Below are 17,356 nucleotides of genomic sequence, written 5' to 3'. Positions count from 1 at the left end.
TTGGCAAATAGATCAAACAGTTGCTGTCTTTTGCAGCCAAAAGCGCCGCTTGGACTGCCGTTTCATCCCGATCGCTTCCTCCCCGCCAGAATGCGTTTATTTCGGCTTGGACTCCTCGATATGCGCGAGGATGCGCCGTGCGTCGGTGCTGCCGGCCTGCGCCGCCTTGGCCAGGAGCCGCCTGGCCTCGGCAAGGTCCCGTCGGCCGCCGATTCCGTTGGCGTTGCACCGGGCGAGATTGACCAGGGCTTCGAGTCCGCCCATCGCGGCGCCCTTCTGGTACAGCGCCCGAGCCAATTTCAGGTCTCGCCTGGCTCCCAGTCCCTTCTCGGCAAGCTCCCCCATCCTGTTGATGGCGGTCGCATCGCCGAGCTCGGCGGCCCGCTGGTACAACGCATAGGCCTTTGCGGGATCGCTGGTCGCGCCGATTCCACGCTCCTGCTGGAGGCCGAGGCTGACGAGTGCTGGCGCAATCTTCTTCTCGGCGGCCATCTCATAGTAGAAGCGCGAGCGGGCGGGATCTTTCTCGACGCCGTTGCCGTTCTCATACATCAATCCGAGCTCGTAGAGCGCGCGTGCGTTGCCGAGCTCGGATGCCGCCTTGTAGCTCGCCACCGCTCCCGCGTAATCACGCATGGCGAACAATGAACGCCCGAGCTGGTAGTGCAGGCGGTCCACCCCTGGCGACCGCTTGACCGCCTCCGCGCACGCTGCAACCGCGCCCGCCGCCCTTGTATCGTCGCGCGTCTCGCCTTGGTCGGCGCCGGCTGCCCTCAAATCCGCGAGCCCGGCAACGGCGTTGTCGCAGTGCTGCATGACGGCGGGATCGTCCTGGACGACTTGCTTGACGGGATGGAGATAGATCTTGTCCTTGGAAAGCTGACCATACATGTAGGGCGTCTGCTTCCGGTGCGTTGCCTGCCGAACCTCGTCGCGAACGTTGCGAAACACGAAGTTGATCTCGAGGTCGGCCTGCCGGAGGTATTTCAGCAGCGCCGCAGCGAAAGGGCTGTTGCGGCCTTCGCCTTCTTCCGCGGTCCGCCCCGGCTCCGCCGGAAAGAACACGAGCGTGTTGCGGATTGGTGCGCTTCCGGCTGAGGTCAGGGAAGAGCTGCTGCTGCGGCCATTCGGTATGGCAGGGAACGGGTTCTCCCGCATGGCATCCAGGATCACCAGGCCCAGCCTGCGAGCCCGCCCTGCGGCAGCGGTCACCGCAGCCAGGGAAACGGTCTCTGCGTTGGCCGACTCAGGTGTCGCGAGATGCGCATCGACGGGGATCAGGTAACTGCCGACACCGGCAGCTGCGCTGTATCCGGCAAAATAGAAGACCGCGATGTCCGCAGCGGCGGACTTCTCGGTGAAGGCGACGAGCCCCACGCGCAGATCGTCGATGGTCGTGTTCTTGCGCAGATCGACGTCGAAGCCGAGGCCGGCGAGACCCGCGGCAATGTCCTCGGCATCGTTGACGGGAGAGCCGAGCGGCGGCGCGTTCGCGTAGCTCGCGTTTCCAATGACCAAGGCGACACGGCCGTTGGAAGCTTCTGCTTCGGCGTCGAAGAGAAGCCCGATGGCAATGAACAGTGCCAGCCAGCGCAAGATGGAGTCGCGTCCCTTAGTCGATGCTCGAACGGAGCTGCCGCCTCATCCAGTCGCGGTCGGTGAGAAAATCGAGGCCGAGCAGACCATAGTCGACGCGCAGAAACCCGTCCACTCCAGACGACACCGCCGCGGGAGTCTGCCGCGCGACCTCCTGCGCCATCACGCCGACATAGAACCTCGCATCGCCCTTGTATCGATAGCGATAGAGGCGGAGGCCAGTATCGGTCCAGCCGAGTGCCGTGATGTCCTCCTTGAGGCGGATGTCCGATGGAATGGTGACGCGGCTCGCGGCATTCGAAGCGGCAGTAGAGGCCGCTCTGCTGGCCGCGCTCGATGCCGCGCTCGAGGCTGATCGGCTGGCAGCGCTCGAAGCCGCGGATGACGCAGCCGCAGAGGCAGCTCTGCCCGCTGCGGCTGATGCCGCCTGCGATGCCGCCCGGCTCGCTGCGCTCGATGCGGCATTGCTGACCGCAGTCGAAACGGCATTGCTGACAACGTTGCCGACGACGTTGCTGACGACGCCACTGACCACATTGCCGACATTCTGGTTCACGCGTGCAACCACTCGCCGATATTCGCGATTGCGAACCTTTTCCTCTTCCGAGCGGGTGTAGGCGGAAACCAGGAGCCCGCGCCTGCGCGCCTCGGTCACCGCGTTGATCATGCATCCCTTGGGATTGCCCTTGGACCGGCAAAGCTGGAATTGAAGCTGGACGTAGTCGGGGTATTTTTTGATGGATCTGGCACACGCCCCGGAATCGCCGTCGAAGCAGGCGTTCACGTCCCGATCGTGCGCTGATTGCAGCATCAGCTCGGTGGAATTGACCGGTCGCAGGGCAAGGTCGCTGCCCGGCGGCAGGCGGTTATGGCGCGAGCTCGGATAGCGCTCGGCAAATCGGCCAACCACGCTCTTATCGCGTGATTCCTTCAGGACGTCCCATGCCTTCTCGACTGCCTCCGAATTGCCGGTGGTCGTCTCGGCCGAGGCGAGCTGATAGCTCGCCGGTGGCGGACCGGGCATGTCGATCTGCCCGGTGGCTTGGCCCGGCTTAGCCGACTTCTCGAGCGAAGCCAGCGCGACCCGGGCGCTCTCGACATGCTCGCCGAACGGATAGAGATCCAGATAGGCGCGGTAGGCCGCGAGCGACTTCTGTCGCTCGACGATCTTCCAGGCGTTCGTTTCAGCCGTCTGCAACTGCGCAATGCGCCGGTCGATTTCGGCCGTATGCGCGCTCGCCGGGAATTGCTGGGCGAAACGGCGCAAGGTCGCGATCTCGTTGGTCGAGCGGACGAACTCCCAGGCGAGCTGCTCGGCATCTGCTCCACCATCGCTGCTTGCGATGGCGGCTTCGCCGTTGAGATAGATGTCGCCCTTCGGCAGCGTCCCGTAGATTGCCGGCTCTTGTGTCCCGGTCTCCTTCCAGACTTCGTCGTGCACGATCCGGAAGAGATAGTTGATCTCGAGTTGCGGCGTTTCGACATGGCGCAGGAGCGAGCCGGAGTAGGGGCTATTCCGCCCGGCCCCGTCGCTCGCCGTCGTGCCGGCAGCGGCCGCAAAGGCAACGAGCACGTTGTCGCTCACCTCGACAGGGGCAAGACCGCGCGTGTCGGCCGCGAAAGGCGTCGGGGAACGGGGTGTGCCGGACACTGGCGCGGCCGCCTTCGATGGCCGCGACGACAGCGCGCGTCCCGCGGCGGCGACCTTCGTCGTTTCGAACGGGTCGTTGCGACAGGCATCGAGAACCACGAGGCCGATGATCTTCGGCATCACGGAGATATCGATCAGGGTCTCGAGATTGATCGCCTCGGCATAGACATCGATCTCGGACTTGATTTCGGCATCGACCGGAATCAGCCAGTTCTTTCCGTCCATTTCGACGCCGTGGCCCGCGAAGAAGATCACCGCCTTGTCGGCCGTCTTCGCTGCATTGCCGAATTCGATGAGGGCCTGCCGGAAATGATTGTAGTCGAGGTCGGCGAGGTGCCTGACGGAATATCCCAGACGACCCAGCGACGTCGCCATGTCGGCGGCGTCGTTGGCCGGGTTGATGAGTTTTGGGACCTTGCGATAGTTGCTGTTGCCGACGACAAGCGCGATCCTGTCTCCAGCGGCCGCCTGCAGCATTGTCGCAACGAGCATCGACAATGCTAAGCAGCCGAGAACGGCGATCCGGCGTGCCAGATCCTGCAACATGAAGACGGGACGCGAGCTTGCGAGAACGAAAATCCCGAAATGGGCAGGCATTGGCAGAAACTCAGAAAATGAAAAATCGCAGAAACGGGCTAAGGCGGCTTGTTCGTGAATTTTACATCAAGGGATGCTGGATGACGACATCAAAGGCCTCCGTGTTCAGGATTTCGTGAACCGGGAGTGGCGATGCTTCGACCAAGAGGCTGCACGTCGCGAGCGGTGAAACCAGTCGCGCTGCGCTGGTGTTGATGGCGCAGGCGGCCGAAGGCCGGCGACATCTTCGGAGACTGCGGATGACCAGGACAGTCAAGTTCGCCCGTGCGCCGATTCTGGCTCTGCCGCTGCTCGTCGCTTTGTGCAGCGTGGCCCGCTGCAATGATCCGGCCGAGTCGTCACGCGACTCGATCATCCAGAACGTTCGAGAGGACGTGCGGCGGCACATCCGGGCACGGGAAGCAGGCAAGCCCAAGAAAAGTCCGGAGCTGAGCCAGGCGGCAACGCAGCGTGGTGCCACGAAGAAGCGAAACCGCTCGACGGTGGAGTAGAGGGGATATCGGCGCGCCCCCTGCGTTGAGTTGCTCTCGTATCCGGGAGTGTCGCTCGGCGTGCAGCGGGGCCTGGGAAAGTGTTGCAAATGAGCATCAACCGGACGCGCTTGATGGAGCTGAACCCCCAATTCAGCCAATCAGGTGAAGACGCCGCGGGTGCTTTGCAAATAAATTCGGCGCCTGAAGCCTGCGGGAATTTACCTCCCGCCAAGGCTCGGGGCTGAACCAGCAGGGGGCTGATCGAAGACCATGAGGGCAGGAATTCTCCTCCGCGGCTTTGCGGTGGCCGTACCTTTTTTGCTTAGTCTGTTTGCAACGCGACCGGCCTCGGCACAGGAGGTCAATGTTCCGCAGCAAGTCGTCAACAACGCCGTCCAGACCATCATTCAGAACGTCCGCGACCAGATTCAGCATCGCAGGGTCGTTGCTCCTCCTGGAATGCTGCGCTTCAGCGGCGAGGAGTCGGATTTCGACCGTCGTGATCCGTTCGCCGCGAGGGGTGTCAGCAATCCGTTCGGTGCGCTGGCCTACGCCAAGGCTCCGGCACTTGCAGCGCCGTCCCCGGCGGCTTGGCTTTACGGCGTGAACCTCGTCGGCAGTGGCGACAGTGCGCAATCGAGTGGGGTCCAGGTCAGCGTTGCGACGGTGACCGGCGCAGTCGATGTGACCAAGATCGGTATCTTCACTGCAACCGACGCGCTGACCTTCATCGGGACTGGCTCCCACTCGTGGGCGCACACCTTCGTGAATGGCGGACTGACCACCGATGGTTCAGTTCCATCGACTTCCGGCACCCTGTCGTACATCAACGGCGGTTTCTCGACTGACTTCACCGCGCTCGCGAGCTGGACTCGCAACACGTCCAATCTGCCCCTTGCCGCGACCGCGGACGGCAGCGGCATCGCCTATACCTGGAACGGCCAATACCGGTTCGACTTCCCCTACACCGTGTGGTTCGAGCCGACGGTCGGCGTAACCTATTCGGAGAGCTATACCGCCAATTTCGGCAGCAAGACGGGCGATTCAACCGAATTTCACGGTGGCATGCGCGTCGGATTCGAGGCGGACTGGCTGGGCTTTAAGATCCAGCCATCGATCTCGGGGCAGTACTACAGGATCGTCGACGCGAGCGGCGCCGGCGCCGTTGGAGGCGCGGTCCCCGTTGCGGCCGGCATGATCGGTACCAATGGCCTTCGCGGCTCCGCAAAGGTCAACGTGCTCTGGACGCCGCAGCTGTCGTCCTACCTCGAAGTTCATGGCAGCAGCATCACCGTGCCGGACCCGCTTCTGCCTGGGGTTGGCGGATTCGGAACCTCGATCGCGGGGTCTCAGGCCGGCCTTCGCTATACCTGGTAGCGTGATCTCGAAGACGGATGCCCGCCGTGCCCGGCGGGCATCTTCTTGCGCTCCTTCTCGCGTCTGGCGGAGGCAACATCCCCCACGGCGCCGTCGCAAGGGCGAAACCAAACGAAAAGGCCGCCCAAAGGCGGCCGTTTGGTGTCAAACCGGACCTTTTCGGTTGTTCAGCGAATCTCGGACGTCCCGGCGCTGGTCACCACCACCGGCTTGCCGGCCTTGATGACCTGGGTGGACTGTGCGGTCTGGCTGTAATCGGCGTGGGTGCGGGCCGCGATCCCGAAGCCGGCCACGGCAATGCCGGCCACCAGCGCCACCACCACGATCTTCAGGTGGGTCGCACGATCAGCAGAATGAATTGAGTGGTTCATCTGAGCCTCCCGACGGGCTTTGCCGCCGTCTATGGGCTCATCTTCTACGGGCCATCTGTTTCCGGATGGTTTCGCGGGTTCCGCAAAATGGTTTCATCTCCTGCTTGGCGGGGCTCGCCCGGAGTGGGGGTGGGAGGCGGCGCCCTTCCGAGGCCGGGCATATCGATCCGGAGCGAGGGGGTCCCGGAGGCGCGGACGCCAAGCTCATCTGGAGTGCTTCTAAGAGTCTTTCTAAGAAGCTTTCAATTAGGGAAATCGCGCGCCCTCACATAAGCGTCACCACAAGCGCATGCCGTTGGGGAACAGGCGGCATGACGCATCGAACATGCAGCTTTGGGGTGGCGCGTTGAACAGTCTTGGAATGCTGCGGTCGGCCGTGTTGGCGACCGCATCCGCTTGGGTCTTGATGCCTCAGGCATCGCTTGCACAATCTTCCGCGCAGAGTGGCGCGCAGAACATTCCGCCGGTGACGGTCACGGCGCCGGAAGCGCGCCGCCGCACCGCGGCGACGCCTCAGCGCCGCGCAACGCGGATCTCGGTGCAGACCCCCGCCACGAACAGGCCGCAGCCACGGCGCGACGTCGGCTTCGTCGAGACGCCGCGCGGGCCGGTGAACGGCTACGTCGCCGGCCGCAGCTCGTCGGGCACCAAGACCAACACGCCGATCATGGAGACGCCGCAGGCGGTGTCCGTCATCGGTGCCGAGCAGATCCGTGACCAGAAGCCGAACAAGCTCGACGAGGTCCTGCGCTACACCGCCGGCGTGCGGGCAGGGACCTTCGGTGCGGACACTCGCAACGATTGGTGGCTGATCCGCGGCTTCAAGTCAGAGGATATCGGTCTGTTCCTCGACGGCATGCAGCTGTTCTATACGTCTTACGCAAGCTGGAAGCTGCAGACCCCCAACATGGAGCGGGTCGAGGTGTTGCGCGGTCCGTCGGCGGTGCTTTACGGCGGATCAAGCCCGAGCGGCATCGTCAACGTCATCAGCAAGATGCCGCCGGCGGAGCCGATCCGCTACATCGAGGCGGGCGTCAACAATTTTGGCAACGCCTATGTCGGGTTTGATTTCGGCGGTCCGGTTGCGACCAGCCCTGACAACGGCAAGCTGTTCGCACGCGTGGTCGGCCAGGTCCAGAACGGCGGTACGCAGGTCAACTTCACACCTGACAACAACTACTTCATCGCGCCGTCGGTCACGTGGAAGCCCGATGCCGACACGACCTTCACGGTGCTGGCGTCGGCCTCGAAGCAGGATACCCGCGGCATCAACTTCCTGCCCTATCAGGGCACGGTGACCAGCGCGCCGTTCGGCAAGATCCCGACCAGCTTCTTCGTCGGCGATCCCAGTGTCGACAAGTTCACGCGCGAGCAGGAGATGCTCGGCTACCAGTTCGAGCGTCATCTCACCGACGATGTGACGTTCCGGCAGAACGCTCGCTTCGCGCATGTCGACATCACCTATCGCGGCTATGTCGGCAACGGCTGGGACAACATCAACACGGCGACGATGGGCCGCTATAACTGGTATGCGAAAAACACAGCGAATCAGGCCAATCTCGACAACCAGTTAGAGTACCGTTTCAACACCGGCGCCGTCAGGCACACGATGCTGTTCGGTGTCGATCTGCGGGGCTATCAAATCGACGATTACCAGGCCTTCGGGTTCGGTGTGCCCTCGATCAACGTCTTCAATCCGGCCTATGGAGGAGCTGAGGTTCCGCTACCCGGCTCGCCGTTCCGCAACTTCCTCATCACGCAGAAACAGGCTGGCACTTACGTTCAGGACCAGATGAAGCTCGGCAATTTCACGCTGGTGCTGAGCGGCCGCAATGACTGGGTCGAGACGACGCAGGAAGCCCGGGACACCGGCGCCACCGTCGCCAGCCGCGACGACAGTAGGTTCAGCGGCCGTGCGGGGCTGATCTACAATTTCGACAACGGCATCGCGCCCTATGTGTCATACTCGACCAGCTACAATCCGGTCATCGGCCTGAATGCGCAGAACCAGCTGTTTCTGCCGGAGACCGGCCGGCAGGTCGAGATCGGCGTGAAGGTCGCGCCGACGGGCTTCGACGGCTACTTCACCGCCTCGGTGTTCGACCTGAAGCGCCAGAACGTTGCGACGACGACGGTGACGACGCCGGTGCTGCAAAACCAGACTGGCGAGGTAACGTCCCGCGGTATCGAGCTTGAGGCCGTAGCCAACGCCACCAAGGAGCTGAAGTTCATCGGCGCCTTCACCGCCTATCATCTCTTCAACAGCAAGGATCTCAATCCGGCCTTGATCGGCAAGACGCCGACCAACACACCCGAACTCCTGGTGTCGGGTTGGGCGGACTACACCTTCAAGGACGGGCCGCTCGCGGGGTTCGGCTTCGGCGGCGGCGTGCGTTACATCGGCTCGTCCTGGGCCGACCAGGCCAACACGCTCGAGGTTCCCGCGGTCGTGCTCGGCGATCTCGCGCTCCACTATGAATGGCAGAACTGGCGCACGGCGCTGAACGTGATCAACCTGACCGACAAAATCTATGTCGCAAGCTGCGCGTCGGCCACGTCCTGCTTCTACGGCGACCGTCGGCGCGTCACCGCCAGCGTCTCCTACAAATGGTGAGGACAGCCGAGGGCAGGGCCGGAAGGCTCTCGGACCAAGAGCAACCGATCGTGATGTTCGCCCGGCTCCGCCTGGGTGTCCGCTGATCCGCCGTCACGATGAGCTCGCGGGCCATGCCCCCCGGCCCAAAGCTCATCCGAGCGCGGCGCGCGACCGGCAGGTCGCCGCCGCCGCGCTCGCGGCCGGCTTGGAGCCAGTCGCGGACACAATCGCCGGACGAGCTCCGGTCCCGTGATGACGCATGGCTCCTCCGATTACTCTGAGCTGTGGACAGGTCTTTCCTGCACCTGAGGCGGCGGCACCAGCATTGGTGTCGGGGCCGCGCCGATCGGCAAATCTGTCGCCGCGACAATGGGGGGAAGTTGCCCCTGCGGCGCTGCACTGCCGCACCAAAAACCCGAGCATTTGGTCGGTCAGCGCGCAGCGAATAGCTGCCTCGGCCCGAGTGCCGCAATCTCAGAACGGCTGACCTGCGAGACCGTGGCGGCCCTTGCTGGGTGGGGCGATCTGCTCCATACCAGCCGCGGGGTGATTCCGGGATTTTCACCGTTCTGGGGGCGGCAAAGGGCCTGAAAAGAGCGTGTCTTGCGCCCATTGGTGCACTGCGCTAAGGCTCAGAATAATTCCAAATCGGACGAATCCGTGGCTGTCCCGAGGCTGCGGGAAAAGGGCTCGCCAATGAGCGGCATTCTGCAGAACTATCTTCCACTCGTCGTCTTTATAGGGGTAGCGGGCCTGATCGGCCTCGTGCTGCTGATCGCGCCGTTCATCGTGGCGTTCCAGCAGCCGGATCCCGAAAAGCTGTCGGCCTACGAGTGCGGTTTCAACGCCTTCGACGACGCCCGCATGAAGTTCGACGTCCGCTTCTATCTCGTCGCCATCCTCTTCATCATCTTCGATCTCGAGGTGGCGTTTCTGTTTCCCTGGGCGGTGGCGTTCGGCAAGCTTGGCGCGACCGGCTTCTGGTCCATGGTGGTGTTCCTCGCCGTGCTGACGGTCGGGTTCGCCTATGAATGGAAGAAAGGGGCCCTCGAATGGGATTGAACCCGAATACGCAGTCCGCAGGTCCGGTGATCGCACCGGCCCCGAAGGGCATTCTGGATCCGTCGACCGGCAAGCCGGTCGGGGCCAATGATCCGTTCTTCCTCGAGGTCAATTCCGAGCTGTCCGACAAGGGCTTTTTCGTGGCCGCGACCGACGACCTCATCACCTGGGCGCGCACCGGCTCGTTGATGTGGATGACCTTCGGTCTCGCCTGCTGCGCGGTCGAGATGATGCAGGTCTCGATGCCGCGCTACGACGTCGAGCGCTTCGGCTTCGCCCCGCGTGCCTCGCCGCGCCAGTCCGACGTGATGATCGTGGCGGGAACGCTGACCAACAAGATGGCGCCGGCGCTGCGCAAGGTCTACGACCAGATGCCCGAGCCGCGCTACGTCATCTCGATGGGCTCCTGCGCCAATGGCGGCGGCTATTATCACTATTCCTACTCGGTCGTGCGCGGCTGCGACCGCATCGTGCCGATCGACATCTACGTGCCGGGCTGCCCGCCCACGGCGGAAGCGCTGCTCTACGGCGTGCTGCTGCTGCAGAAGAAGATCCGGCGCACCGGCACCATCGAACGCTAAGGTTTTACGTCATGGACGACGCCAAGCTCGACGCCCTGGGGCAGACGATCGTTAGCGCGCTTCCGGGCGCCGCGACCGGTCACTCGGTGGCCTTCAACCAGCTCACCGTGGACGTCGAGGCCGCCAGGATCGTCGAGGTGGTCAAGTACCTCCGCGATGATCCGAACTGCCGGTTCGTCAACATCACCGACATCACGGCGGTGGACTACCCGGATCGCGAGAAGCGCTTCGACGTGATCTATCACTTCCTGTCGCCGACCTTGAACGCGCGGATCCGGCTCAAGGCGCAAGCCGACGAGACCACGCAGGTGCCGTCGCTGATCGAAATCTTCCCGGGCGCGGACTGGTTCGAGCGCGAAGCCTACGATCTCTACGGCGTGTTCTTCGTCGGCCATCCCGACATGCGCCGCATCCTCACCGACTACGGCTTCGAGGGCCATCCGCTGCGCAAGGATTTCCCGCTCACCGGCTTCGTCGAGGTCCGCTACGACGATCAGGAGAAGCGGGTGGTGTACGAGCCGGTCCGGCTCAACCAGGAATTCCGCAAGTTCGACTTTTTGTCTCCTTGGGAAGGAGCCGACTATCCGGTGCTTCCGGGCGATGAAAAAGCGGGGCCGAAGGTCTGATCATGAACGAGCAACCGCAGAACCTCCGCAACTTCACCATCAACTTCGGACCGCAACACCCGGCGGCGCACGGCGTGCTGCGCCTCGTGCTGGAGCTGGACGGCGAAGTCGTCGAGCGTGTTGATCCGCATATCGGCCTGCTTCACCGCGGCACCGAGAAGCTGATCGAGCAGAAGACGTACTTGCAGGCGATCCCTTATTTCGACCGCCTCGACTACGTCGCGCCGATGAACCAGGAGCACGCCTTTTGCCTCGCCGCAGAAAAGCTGCTCGGCATCGAGGTGCCGCGCCGCGGCCAGCTGATCCGCGTGCTCTATTGCGAGATCGGCCGCATCCTCTCGCATCTGCTCAACGTCACCACGCAGGCGATGGACGTCGGCGCGCTGACCCCGCCGCTGTGGGGCTTCGAAGAGCGCGAGAAGCTGATGGTGTTCTACGAGCGCGCTTCGGGCAGCCGCATGCATGCGGCTTATTTCCGTATCGGCGGCGTGCATCAGGACCTGCCGCAGAAGCTGGTCGACGACATCGAGGCCTGGTGCGATCCGTTCCTCAAGGTGGTCGACGATCTCGACCGTCTGCTCACCGCCAATCGCATCTTCAAGCAGCGCAACGTCGATATCGGCGTGGTGCCGCTGAAGGAAGCCTGGGAATGGGGTTTCTCGGGTGTGATGGTGCGCGGCTCGGGCGCGGCCTGGGACTTGCGCAAGTCGCAGCCCTATGAGTGCTACGCCGAGATGGATTTCGACATCCCGATCGGCAAGAACGGCGACTGCTACGACCGCTACCTGATCCGCATGGAAGAGATGCGCCAGTCCGTGCGCATCATGAAGCAGTGCATCCAGAAGCTGAACGCGCCCGACGGCAAGGGCCCGGTCGTCGTCGAAGACAACAAGGTCGCGCCGCCGCGCCGCGGCGAGATGAAGCGCTCGATGGAAGCGCTGATCCACCACTTCAAGCTCTACACCGAAGGCGTCCACGTGCCGGCCGGCGAGGTCTATGCCGCGGTCGAGGCGCCCAAGGGCGAGTTCGGCGTCTATCTCGTCGCCGACGGCACCAACAAGCCCTACAAGTGCAAGATCCGCGCGCCGGGCTTTGCGCATCTGCAGGCGATGGACCACATCTGCCGCGGCCATCTGCTCGCCGACGTCTCGGCAATCCTCGGCTCGCTCGACATCGTGTTCGGAGAGGTCGATCGGTGATGGCGCAGGCGCCAATCCAGTTTGACCGCGCCTCGGGGGCCCTTGAAGGGGCCAACCTGTGGGAGCGGACGGCTGCCTTGGCGCTGGTGACGGGATCGAAGATCTCCTCGCACTTCTCGCATATGGGCTACATCGCCTGCGCGAACCTGCTGCGAAAAACGCTTCCCGAACGCAACATCGCGATCCGGCTCAATCCCGACGCCGTGTTCGAATTCCCCTATGGCGACGGTTATTGGAGCAAGCTGCTCAATCGCTCGTATAACTATGAAGACGAGCTCGAGCTTCTGTTCGCCGACTCCATCGACGTCGACTACACGCTGCTCGATTGCGGCGCCAATTACGGCTATTGGTCGGTGCTGGTCTCGAGCAAGCCGTTCGGCGCGCACAAGGCGATAGCGATCGAGCCGTCGGGCCAGAACTATCCGAAGCTCGCCAACAATGCCCGCGTCAACGGCGGCCGCTTCGAGACGATGAAATGCGCCATCGGCTCAGCCCGCGGCACCGCGCGTCTGTCGGGCACCAAGCACGAGGCCTTCAGCATCGCCGGCGATCAGTCGGCGGGCGGCGAGGAGGTGCCGGTGATCGCGCTCGACAATTTGATCGAGGACGGCAAGGTCGCGGCCACCGGCAAATACCTGATCAAGCTCGACGTCGAAGGCGTCGAGATCGAGGCGATCAAGGGCGGGGCACGACTGCTGCAGGCCGACAGCGTCATCATGTGCGAGGAGCACGGCAGCGACCGTTCTCACGCCGTGTCGCGCTTCATCCTCGAACAGACCCCGCTGAAGCTGATCGTATTCGATCCGCGCAGCAACCGCATGGAGACCGTGACCGAGCTGTCGATCCTCGACCGCATCAAGGTCTCGACCCACGTCGGCTACAACGTTTTCGGCACCGCAAGCGCATTCTGGCAGGACAGGATCGAGGCCATGAACGCCAAGAACCTGAATGCCAAGACCGCGCGCCGCATGCAGTGAGAGATTGAAGAGATGTCCGTTCGCCGATTAGCACCGAAGGAAGTCCAGCCCGCGAGCTTTGCGTTCACGGAGGAGAACCTCGCATTTGCGCGGCAGCAGATCGCGAAATATCCGGCCGGACGCCAGGCCTCGGCCGTCATCGCCATTCTCTGGCGCGCGCAGGAGCAGAACGAGGGCTGGGTGTCGGAAGCCGCGATCCGCGTCATCGCCGACATGCTCGACATGCCCTATATCCGCGTGCTGGAAGTCGCGACCTTCTACACGATGTTTCAGCTCGCTCCCGTCGGCAGGAAGGCCCACGTCCAGGTCTGCGGCACCACGCCGTGCCGCCTGCGCGGCGCCGAGGACCTGATCCACGTCTGCGAGTATCGCATCCATCACGAGCCCTTTCACCTCTCCAAGGACGGCAATTTCAGCTGGGAGGAGGTGGAGTGCCTGGGCGCCTGCGTGAACGCGCCGATGGTGCTGATCGGCAAGGACACCTATGAGGACCTGACCAAGGAAAGCTTCGGCAAGGTGCTCGACGGCTTCGCTTCGGGCAATCCGCCCAAGCCCGGTCCGCAGAACGGCCGCCAATTCTCGGCGCCGATGACCGGACCGACCACGCTCAAGGAGATCACCTGATGCGTGATCTCGTCGTAACCGGAGGGACCGCGGCCGTGAAGAAATGGAGCTTCGTCGCCATGCACGCCGCGATCGCGGCTGCCTTCATGTTCCTGCTGCAGCGTTACTTCATGAACGCGTCGCAGGAGACCAGTCTGCTCTGGGCGCTGTTCTTCGCCGTCTGCGCCGCCGGACTTGCCTACAAGCAGTCCATTCGTTGATCGGAAAGCACTGATATGCTCGAGGACAAGGACCGCATCTTCAAGAACCTCTACGGCCTCCATGATTGGGGGCTGGAGGGTGCGCGGCGTCGTGGCGCCTGGGATGGCACCAAGAACATCATCGACAAGGGCCGCGACTGGATCATCAACGAGATGAAGGCGTCGGGCCTGCGCGGTCGCGGCGGCGCCGGCTTCCCGACCGGTCTCAAATGGTCCTTCATGCCGAAGGAATCGACCGACGGCCGTCCCAGCTATCTCGTCGTCAACGCCGACGAATCCGAGCCCGGCACCTGCAAGGACCGCGAGATCATGCGGCATGATCCGCATCTGTTGGTCGAGGGCTGCCTGATCGCGAGCTTCGCGATGAACGCGCATGCCTGCTATATCTATGTCCGCGGCGAGTTCATCCGCGAGCGCGAGCGCCTTCAGGCCGCGATCGACCAGGCCTACGAGGCCAAGCTGATCGGCAAGGACAACGTCAACGGCTGGCCGTTCGACCTCTACGTCGCCCACGGCGCCGGCGCCTATATCTGCGGCGAGGAGACCGCGCTGCTCGAAAGTCTCGAGGGCAAGAAGGGCCAGCCGCGGCTGAAGCCGCCGTTCCCGGCGAATGTCGGTCTGTTCGGCTGCCCGACCACCGTCAACAACGTCGAGTCCATCGCCGTTGCGCCCGATATCCTGCGCCGCGGCGCGGCGTGGTTCGCCGGCATCGGCCGGCCGAACAATGTCGGCACCAAGCTGTTCTGCATTTCCGGCCATGTCGAGCGGCCCTGCAACGTCGAAGAGGCCATGGGCATCCCGTTCCGTGAGCTGATCGACAAGCATTGCGGCGGCATTCGCGGCGGCTGGGATAACCTCAAGGCCGTGATCCCCGGCGGCTCGTCGGTGCGCATGGTGCCGGCCGAGCAGATCATCGACACGCCGATGGATTTCGACAGCCTGAGCAAGCTGCGCTCGGGCCTCGGCACCGCCGCGGTGATCGTAATGGACAAGTCGACCGACCTGATCCGTGCGATCGCCCGCATCTCCTATTTCTACAAGCACGAGAGCTGCGGCCAGTGCACGCCGTGCCGCGAGGGCACGGGCTGGATGTGGCGCGTGCTGACCCGCATGGCCGAAGGCCGCGCCCACAAGCGCGAGATCGACATGCTGCTCGAGGTCACCAAGCAGGTCGAAGGCCACACCATCTGCGCGCTCGGCGACGCCGCGGCCTGGCCGATCCAGGGCCTGATCACGCATTTCCGCCACGAGATCGAAGCGCGCATCGACCAATATTCGCACAAGGCCGATGTCGACGACATCGGCGTCCGCGATCCCGTGAACATGGTCGCGGCGGAGTAAGAGACATGACCAAGCTCATCATCGACGGCAAAGAGATCGATGTCCCCGCCGAGTACACGCTGCTTCAGGCGTGCGAGGCGGCCGGCGCCGAGATTCCGCGCTTCTGCTATCACGAGCGGCTGTCGATCGCCGGCAATTGCCGGATGTGCCTCGTCGAGGTGAAGGGCGGCCCGAAGCCGGTCGCGAGCTGCGCCTGGGGCGTGCGCGATTGCCGTCCGGGCCCCAAGGGCGAGCCGCCGGAGATTTCGACGCGTTCGCCGATGGTGAAGAAGGCGCGCGAAGGCGTGATGGAATTCCTTCTGATCAACCATCCGCTGGACTGCCCGATCTGCGACCAGGGCGGCGAGTGCGACCTGCAGGACCAGGCGATGGGCTATGGTGTCGACACCAGCCGCTTCGCCGAGAACAAGCGCGCGGTCGAGGACAAATATCTCGGCGCGTTGGTCAAGACCTCGATGAATCGCTGCATCCAGTGCACGCGCTGCGTCCGCTTCTCGGCGGAAGTCGCCGGCGCGCCCGAGATGGGCGCCACCGGCCGCGGCGAGGACATGGAGATCACGACCTATCTGGAGCACGCGCTGACGTCCGAATTGCAGGGCAACCTCGTCGACATCTGCCCGGTTGGCGCGTTGACCTCGAAGCCCTATGCCTTCGCGGCGCGCCCGTGGGAGCTCGGCAAGACCCAGTCGATCGACGTCATGGACGGCGTCGGTTCTGCGATCCGCGTCGACACCCGCGGCCGCGAGGTGATGCGGATCCTGCCGCGCATCAACGAGGCCGTGAACGAGGAGTGGATCTCGGACAAGACCCGGCACGTCGTCGATGGCCTGCGCACCCAGCGTCTCGACCGGCCCTATATCCGCGAGGCCGGCAAGCTGCGCGCAGCGAGCTGGACCGAGGCCTTCGCCGCGATCGCCGCCAAGGCGGCGCGCACCGACGGCAAGCGCATCGGCGCGATCGCAGGCGATCTCGCCGGCGTCGAGGAGATGTTCGCGCTGAAGGACCTGCTCGGCAAATACGGTTCGAGCAATTTGGCCGTGCAAGGCGGCGACGCCTTTGATCCCGCGCTCGGCCGCGGCTCCTACATCTTCAATCCGACGCTCGCCGGCGTCGAGCAGGCGGACGCGCTGCTCATCATCGGCGCGAACCCGCGGAAAGAGGCGGCCGTGTTCAACGCCCGCATCCGCAAGCGCTGGCGCGCCGGCGGCTTCAAGGTCGGCGTGATCGGCGCCAAGCCCGATCTCACCTATGATTACGACCATCTCGGTGCGGGCACCGAGACGCTGGCCGAGCTCGCGGCCGGCAAGCACTCCTTCATGGACGTGCTGAAGAACGCCAAGAGCCCGATCATCCTGGTCGGTGCGGGCGCGGCCGCCCGTCACGACGGCGCCGCCATTCTCGCCGCCAGCGCCAAGCTCGCGCTCGATGTCGGCGCGGTCAAGGACGGCTGGAACGGTTTCGGCGTGCTGCACGAGACCGCCTCGCGCGTCGGCGCGCTCGACATCGGCTTTGCCGCAACAAGCGGCGGCCTCAACGCCGCGCAGATGACGACCTTCGGCACGCTCGACTTGCTGTTCCTGCTCGGGGCCGACGAGATCAAGGCGCCTGACGGGACCTTCGTCGTCTATATCGGCACTCATGGCGATCGCGGCGCGCACCGCGCCGACGTCATCCTGCCGGCGGCCGCCTACACCGAGAAATCCGCGATCTACGTCAACACCGAAGGCCGCGTGCAGATGACCGGCCGCGCCGCGTTCCCGCCGGGCGAAGCCCGCGAGGACTGGGCGATCATCCGCGCATTGTCGGAAGCACTCGGCAGGAAGCTCGGCTATGACTCGCTGGCGCAGTTGCGTCAGGCGATGTTCAAGGCCGTGCCGCATCTGATCCGTCTCGACCAGATCGAGGCCGGCTCGGCCGACCAGATCAAGAAACTGGCGGGGAAGGGCGGTTCGCCCGAGAAGGCGCCGTTCAAGCCTCTGGTCGAGGACTTCTATTTGACCAACCCAATCGCGCGTGCGTCCGCCGTGATGGCGGAATGCTCGCGCCTCGCCTCCGGGCAGATGCTGACCGCAGCGGAGTGAGCGT

15 protein-coding genes are annotated in these 17,356 nt (G+C 64.0%); 12 read left to right on the top strand and 3 right to left on the bottom strand.

The window, feature by feature from the left end; all coding sequences use genetic code 11:
* Window positions 1-96: 96 nt before the first annotated feature.
* Together P0R31_RS04260 and P0R31_RS04255 are read right to left on the bottom strand one after the other, a co-directional pair.
* A complete protein-coding gene (locus P0R31_RS04260; RefSeq protein ID WP_275512995.1) occupies window positions 97-1,596 on the bottom strand; it encodes a caspase family protein in 1,500 nt (499 codons plus the stop codon).
* Window positions 1,597-1,612: 16 nt separating this feature from the next.
* Window positions 1,613-3,739: a caspase family protein gene (locus P0R31_RS04255; RefSeq protein WP_275512994.1), complete on the bottom strand. Its 2,127-nt coding sequence runs from the start codon at window positions 3,737-3,739 to the stop codon at window positions 1,613-1,615.
* 344 nt (window positions 3,740-4,083) lie between these two features.
* Here P0R31_RS04255 and P0R31_RS04250 point away from each other — a divergent pair, with 344 nt between their 5' ends.
* Both P0R31_RS04250 and P0R31_RS04245 read left to right on the top strand, forming a co-directional pair.
* On the top strand, window positions 4,084-4,335 hold the full coding sequence (locus P0R31_RS04250; RefSeq protein WP_275512993.1) for a hypothetical protein: 252 nt from the start codon (window positions 4,084-4,086) through the stop codon (window positions 4,333-4,335).
* 300 nt (window positions 4,336-4,635) lie between these two features.
* Window positions 4,636-5,694, top strand: coding sequence for a hypothetical protein (locus P0R31_RS04245; protein ID WP_275512992.1), 1,059 nt, complete (start codon window positions 4,636-4,638; stop codon window positions 5,692-5,694).
* Between the two features lie 167 nt (window positions 5,695-5,861).
* Here P0R31_RS04245 and P0R31_RS04240 read toward each other — a convergent pair whose 3' ends face one another.
* Window positions 5,862-6,065: a hypothetical protein gene (locus P0R31_RS04240; RefSeq protein ID WP_036010204.1), complete on the bottom strand. Its 204-nt coding sequence runs from the start codon at window positions 6,063-6,065 to the stop codon at window positions 5,862-5,864.
* A 361-nt stretch (window positions 6,066-6,426) separates the two neighbouring features.
* Between P0R31_RS04240 and P0R31_RS04235 the strand changes: the two genes are divergently transcribed.
* The 10 genes from P0R31_RS04235 (at window position 6,427) to nuoG (ending at window position 17,352) form a co-directional block, all read left to right on the top strand.
* Window positions 6,427-8,679: a TonB-dependent siderophore receptor gene (locus P0R31_RS04235; protein ID WP_275512991.1), complete on the top strand. Its 2,253-nt coding sequence runs from the start codon at window positions 6,427-6,429 to the stop codon at window positions 8,677-8,679.
* A gap of 678 nt (window positions 8,680-9,357) precedes the next feature.
* On the top strand, window positions 9,358-9,723 hold the full coding sequence (locus tag P0R31_RS04230) for an NADH-quinone oxidoreductase subunit A (protein ID WP_008136158.1): 366 nt from the start codon (window positions 9,358-9,360) through the stop codon (window positions 9,721-9,723).
* Window positions 9,720-10,304, top strand: coding sequence for a NuoB/complex I 20 kDa subunit family protein (locus P0R31_RS04225; RefSeq protein WP_193760674.1), 585 nt, complete (start codon window positions 9,720-9,722; stop codon window positions 10,302-10,304). Before P0R31_RS04230 ends, P0R31_RS04225 begins: the two co-directional genes overlap by 4 nt.
* An 11-nt stretch (window positions 10,305-10,315) precedes the next feature.
* On the top strand, window positions 10,316-10,930 hold the full coding sequence (locus P0R31_RS04220) for an NADH-quinone oxidoreductase subunit C (protein ID WP_271498686.1): 615 nt from the start codon (window positions 10,316-10,318) through the stop codon (window positions 10,928-10,930).
* A 2-nt stretch (window positions 10,931-10,932) separates the two neighbouring features.
* Window positions 10,933-12,129, top strand: a complete 1,197-nt coding sequence (locus tag P0R31_RS04215; protein ID WP_036010192.1) for an NADH-quinone oxidoreductase subunit D — start codon at window positions 10,933-10,935, stop codon at window positions 12,127-12,129.
* Complete coding sequence (locus P0R31_RS04210; RefSeq protein WP_275512990.1) at window positions 12,129-13,106, top strand: FkbM family methyltransferase; 978 nt, start codon at window positions 12,129-12,131, stop codon at window positions 13,104-13,106. The genes P0R31_RS04215 and P0R31_RS04210 overlap by 1 nt, the downstream gene beginning before the upstream one ends.
* A gap of 12 nt (window positions 13,107-13,118) precedes the next feature.
* Entirely contained in the window at window positions 13,119-13,730 is a 612-nt protein-coding gene (nuoE, locus tag P0R31_RS04205; RefSeq protein WP_275512989.1) for an NADH-quinone oxidoreductase subunit NuoE, read from the top strand.
* Window positions 13,730-13,930: a hypothetical protein gene (locus P0R31_RS04200; RefSeq protein ID WP_275512988.1), complete on the top strand. Its 201-nt coding sequence runs from the start codon at window positions 13,730-13,732 to the stop codon at window positions 13,928-13,930. The genes nuoE and P0R31_RS04200 overlap by 1 nt, the downstream gene beginning before the upstream one ends.
* A 15-nt stretch (window positions 13,931-13,945) precedes the next feature.
* On the top strand, window positions 13,946-15,271 hold the full coding sequence (nuoF, locus tag P0R31_RS04195) for an NADH-quinone oxidoreductase subunit NuoF (RefSeq protein ID WP_183238902.1): 1,326 nt from the start codon (window positions 13,946-13,948) through the stop codon (window positions 15,269-15,271).
* 5 nt (window positions 15,272-15,276) lie between these two features.
* Window positions 15,277-17,352, top strand: coding sequence for an NADH-quinone oxidoreductase subunit NuoG (gene nuoG / locus P0R31_RS04190; protein ID WP_275512987.1), 2,076 nt, complete (start codon window positions 15,277-15,279; stop codon window positions 17,350-17,352).
* The last annotated feature ends 4 nt before the right edge of the window (window positions 17,353-17,356 follow it).

This window comes from Bradyrhizobium yuanmingense (assembly GCF_029167105.1).
Taxonomy (GTDB): Bacteria; Pseudomonadota; Alphaproteobacteria; order Rhizobiales; family Xanthobacteraceae; genus Bradyrhizobium; species Bradyrhizobium yuanmingense_A.
Note: the sequence above shows the minus strand (reverse complement) of the source record. Positions and strands in the feature narration are given on the sequence as shown.

What these genes read in the sequence shown, in the direction of transcription:
- P0R31_RS04255 (WP_275512994.1), bottom strand. Translation starts at nt 3,739, where the DNA reads ATGCTCGTTGCGACAATGCTGCAGGCGGCCGCTGGAGACAGGATCGCG.
- P0R31_RS04250 (WP_275512993.1), top strand. Translation starts at nt 4,084, where the DNA reads ATGACCAGGACAGTCAAGTTCGCCCGTGCGCCGATTCTGGCTCTGCCG.
- P0R31_RS04240 (WP_036010204.1), bottom strand. Translation starts at nt 6,065, where the DNA reads ATGAACCACTCAATTCATTCTGCTGATCGTGCGACCCACCTGAAGATC.
- P0R31_RS04235 (WP_275512991.1), top strand. Translation starts at nt 6,427, where the DNA reads ATGCTGCGGTCGGCCGTGTTGGCGACCGCATCCGCTTGGGTCTTGATG.
- P0R31_RS04230 (WP_008136158.1), top strand. Translation starts at nt 9,358, where the DNA reads ATGAGCGGCATTCTGCAGAACTATCTTCCACTCGTCGTCTTTATAGGG.
- P0R31_RS04220 (WP_271498686.1), top strand. Translation starts at nt 10,316, where the DNA reads ATGGACGACGCCAAGCTCGACGCCCTGGGGCAGACGATCGTTAGCGCG.
- P0R31_RS04215 (WP_036010192.1), top strand. Translation starts at nt 10,933, where the DNA reads ATGAACGAGCAACCGCAGAACCTCCGCAACTTCACCATCAACTTCGGA.
- P0R31_RS04210 (WP_275512990.1), top strand. Translation starts at nt 12,129, where the DNA reads ATGGCGCAGGCGCCAATCCAGTTTGACCGCGCCTCGGGGGCCCTTGAA.
- nuoE (WP_275512989.1), top strand. Translation starts at nt 13,119, where the DNA reads ATGTCCGTTCGCCGATTAGCACCGAAGGAAGTCCAGCCCGCGAGCTTT.
- P0R31_RS04200 (WP_275512988.1), top strand. Translation starts at nt 13,730, where the DNA reads ATGCGTGATCTCGTCGTAACCGGAGGGACCGCGGCCGTGAAGAAATGG.
- nuoF (WP_183238902.1), top strand. Translation starts at nt 13,946, where the DNA reads ATGCTCGAGGACAAGGACCGCATCTTCAAGAACCTCTACGGCCTCCAT.
- nuoG (WP_275512987.1), top strand. Translation starts at nt 15,277, where the DNA reads ATGACCAAGCTCATCATCGACGGCAAAGAGATCGATGTCCCCGCCGAG.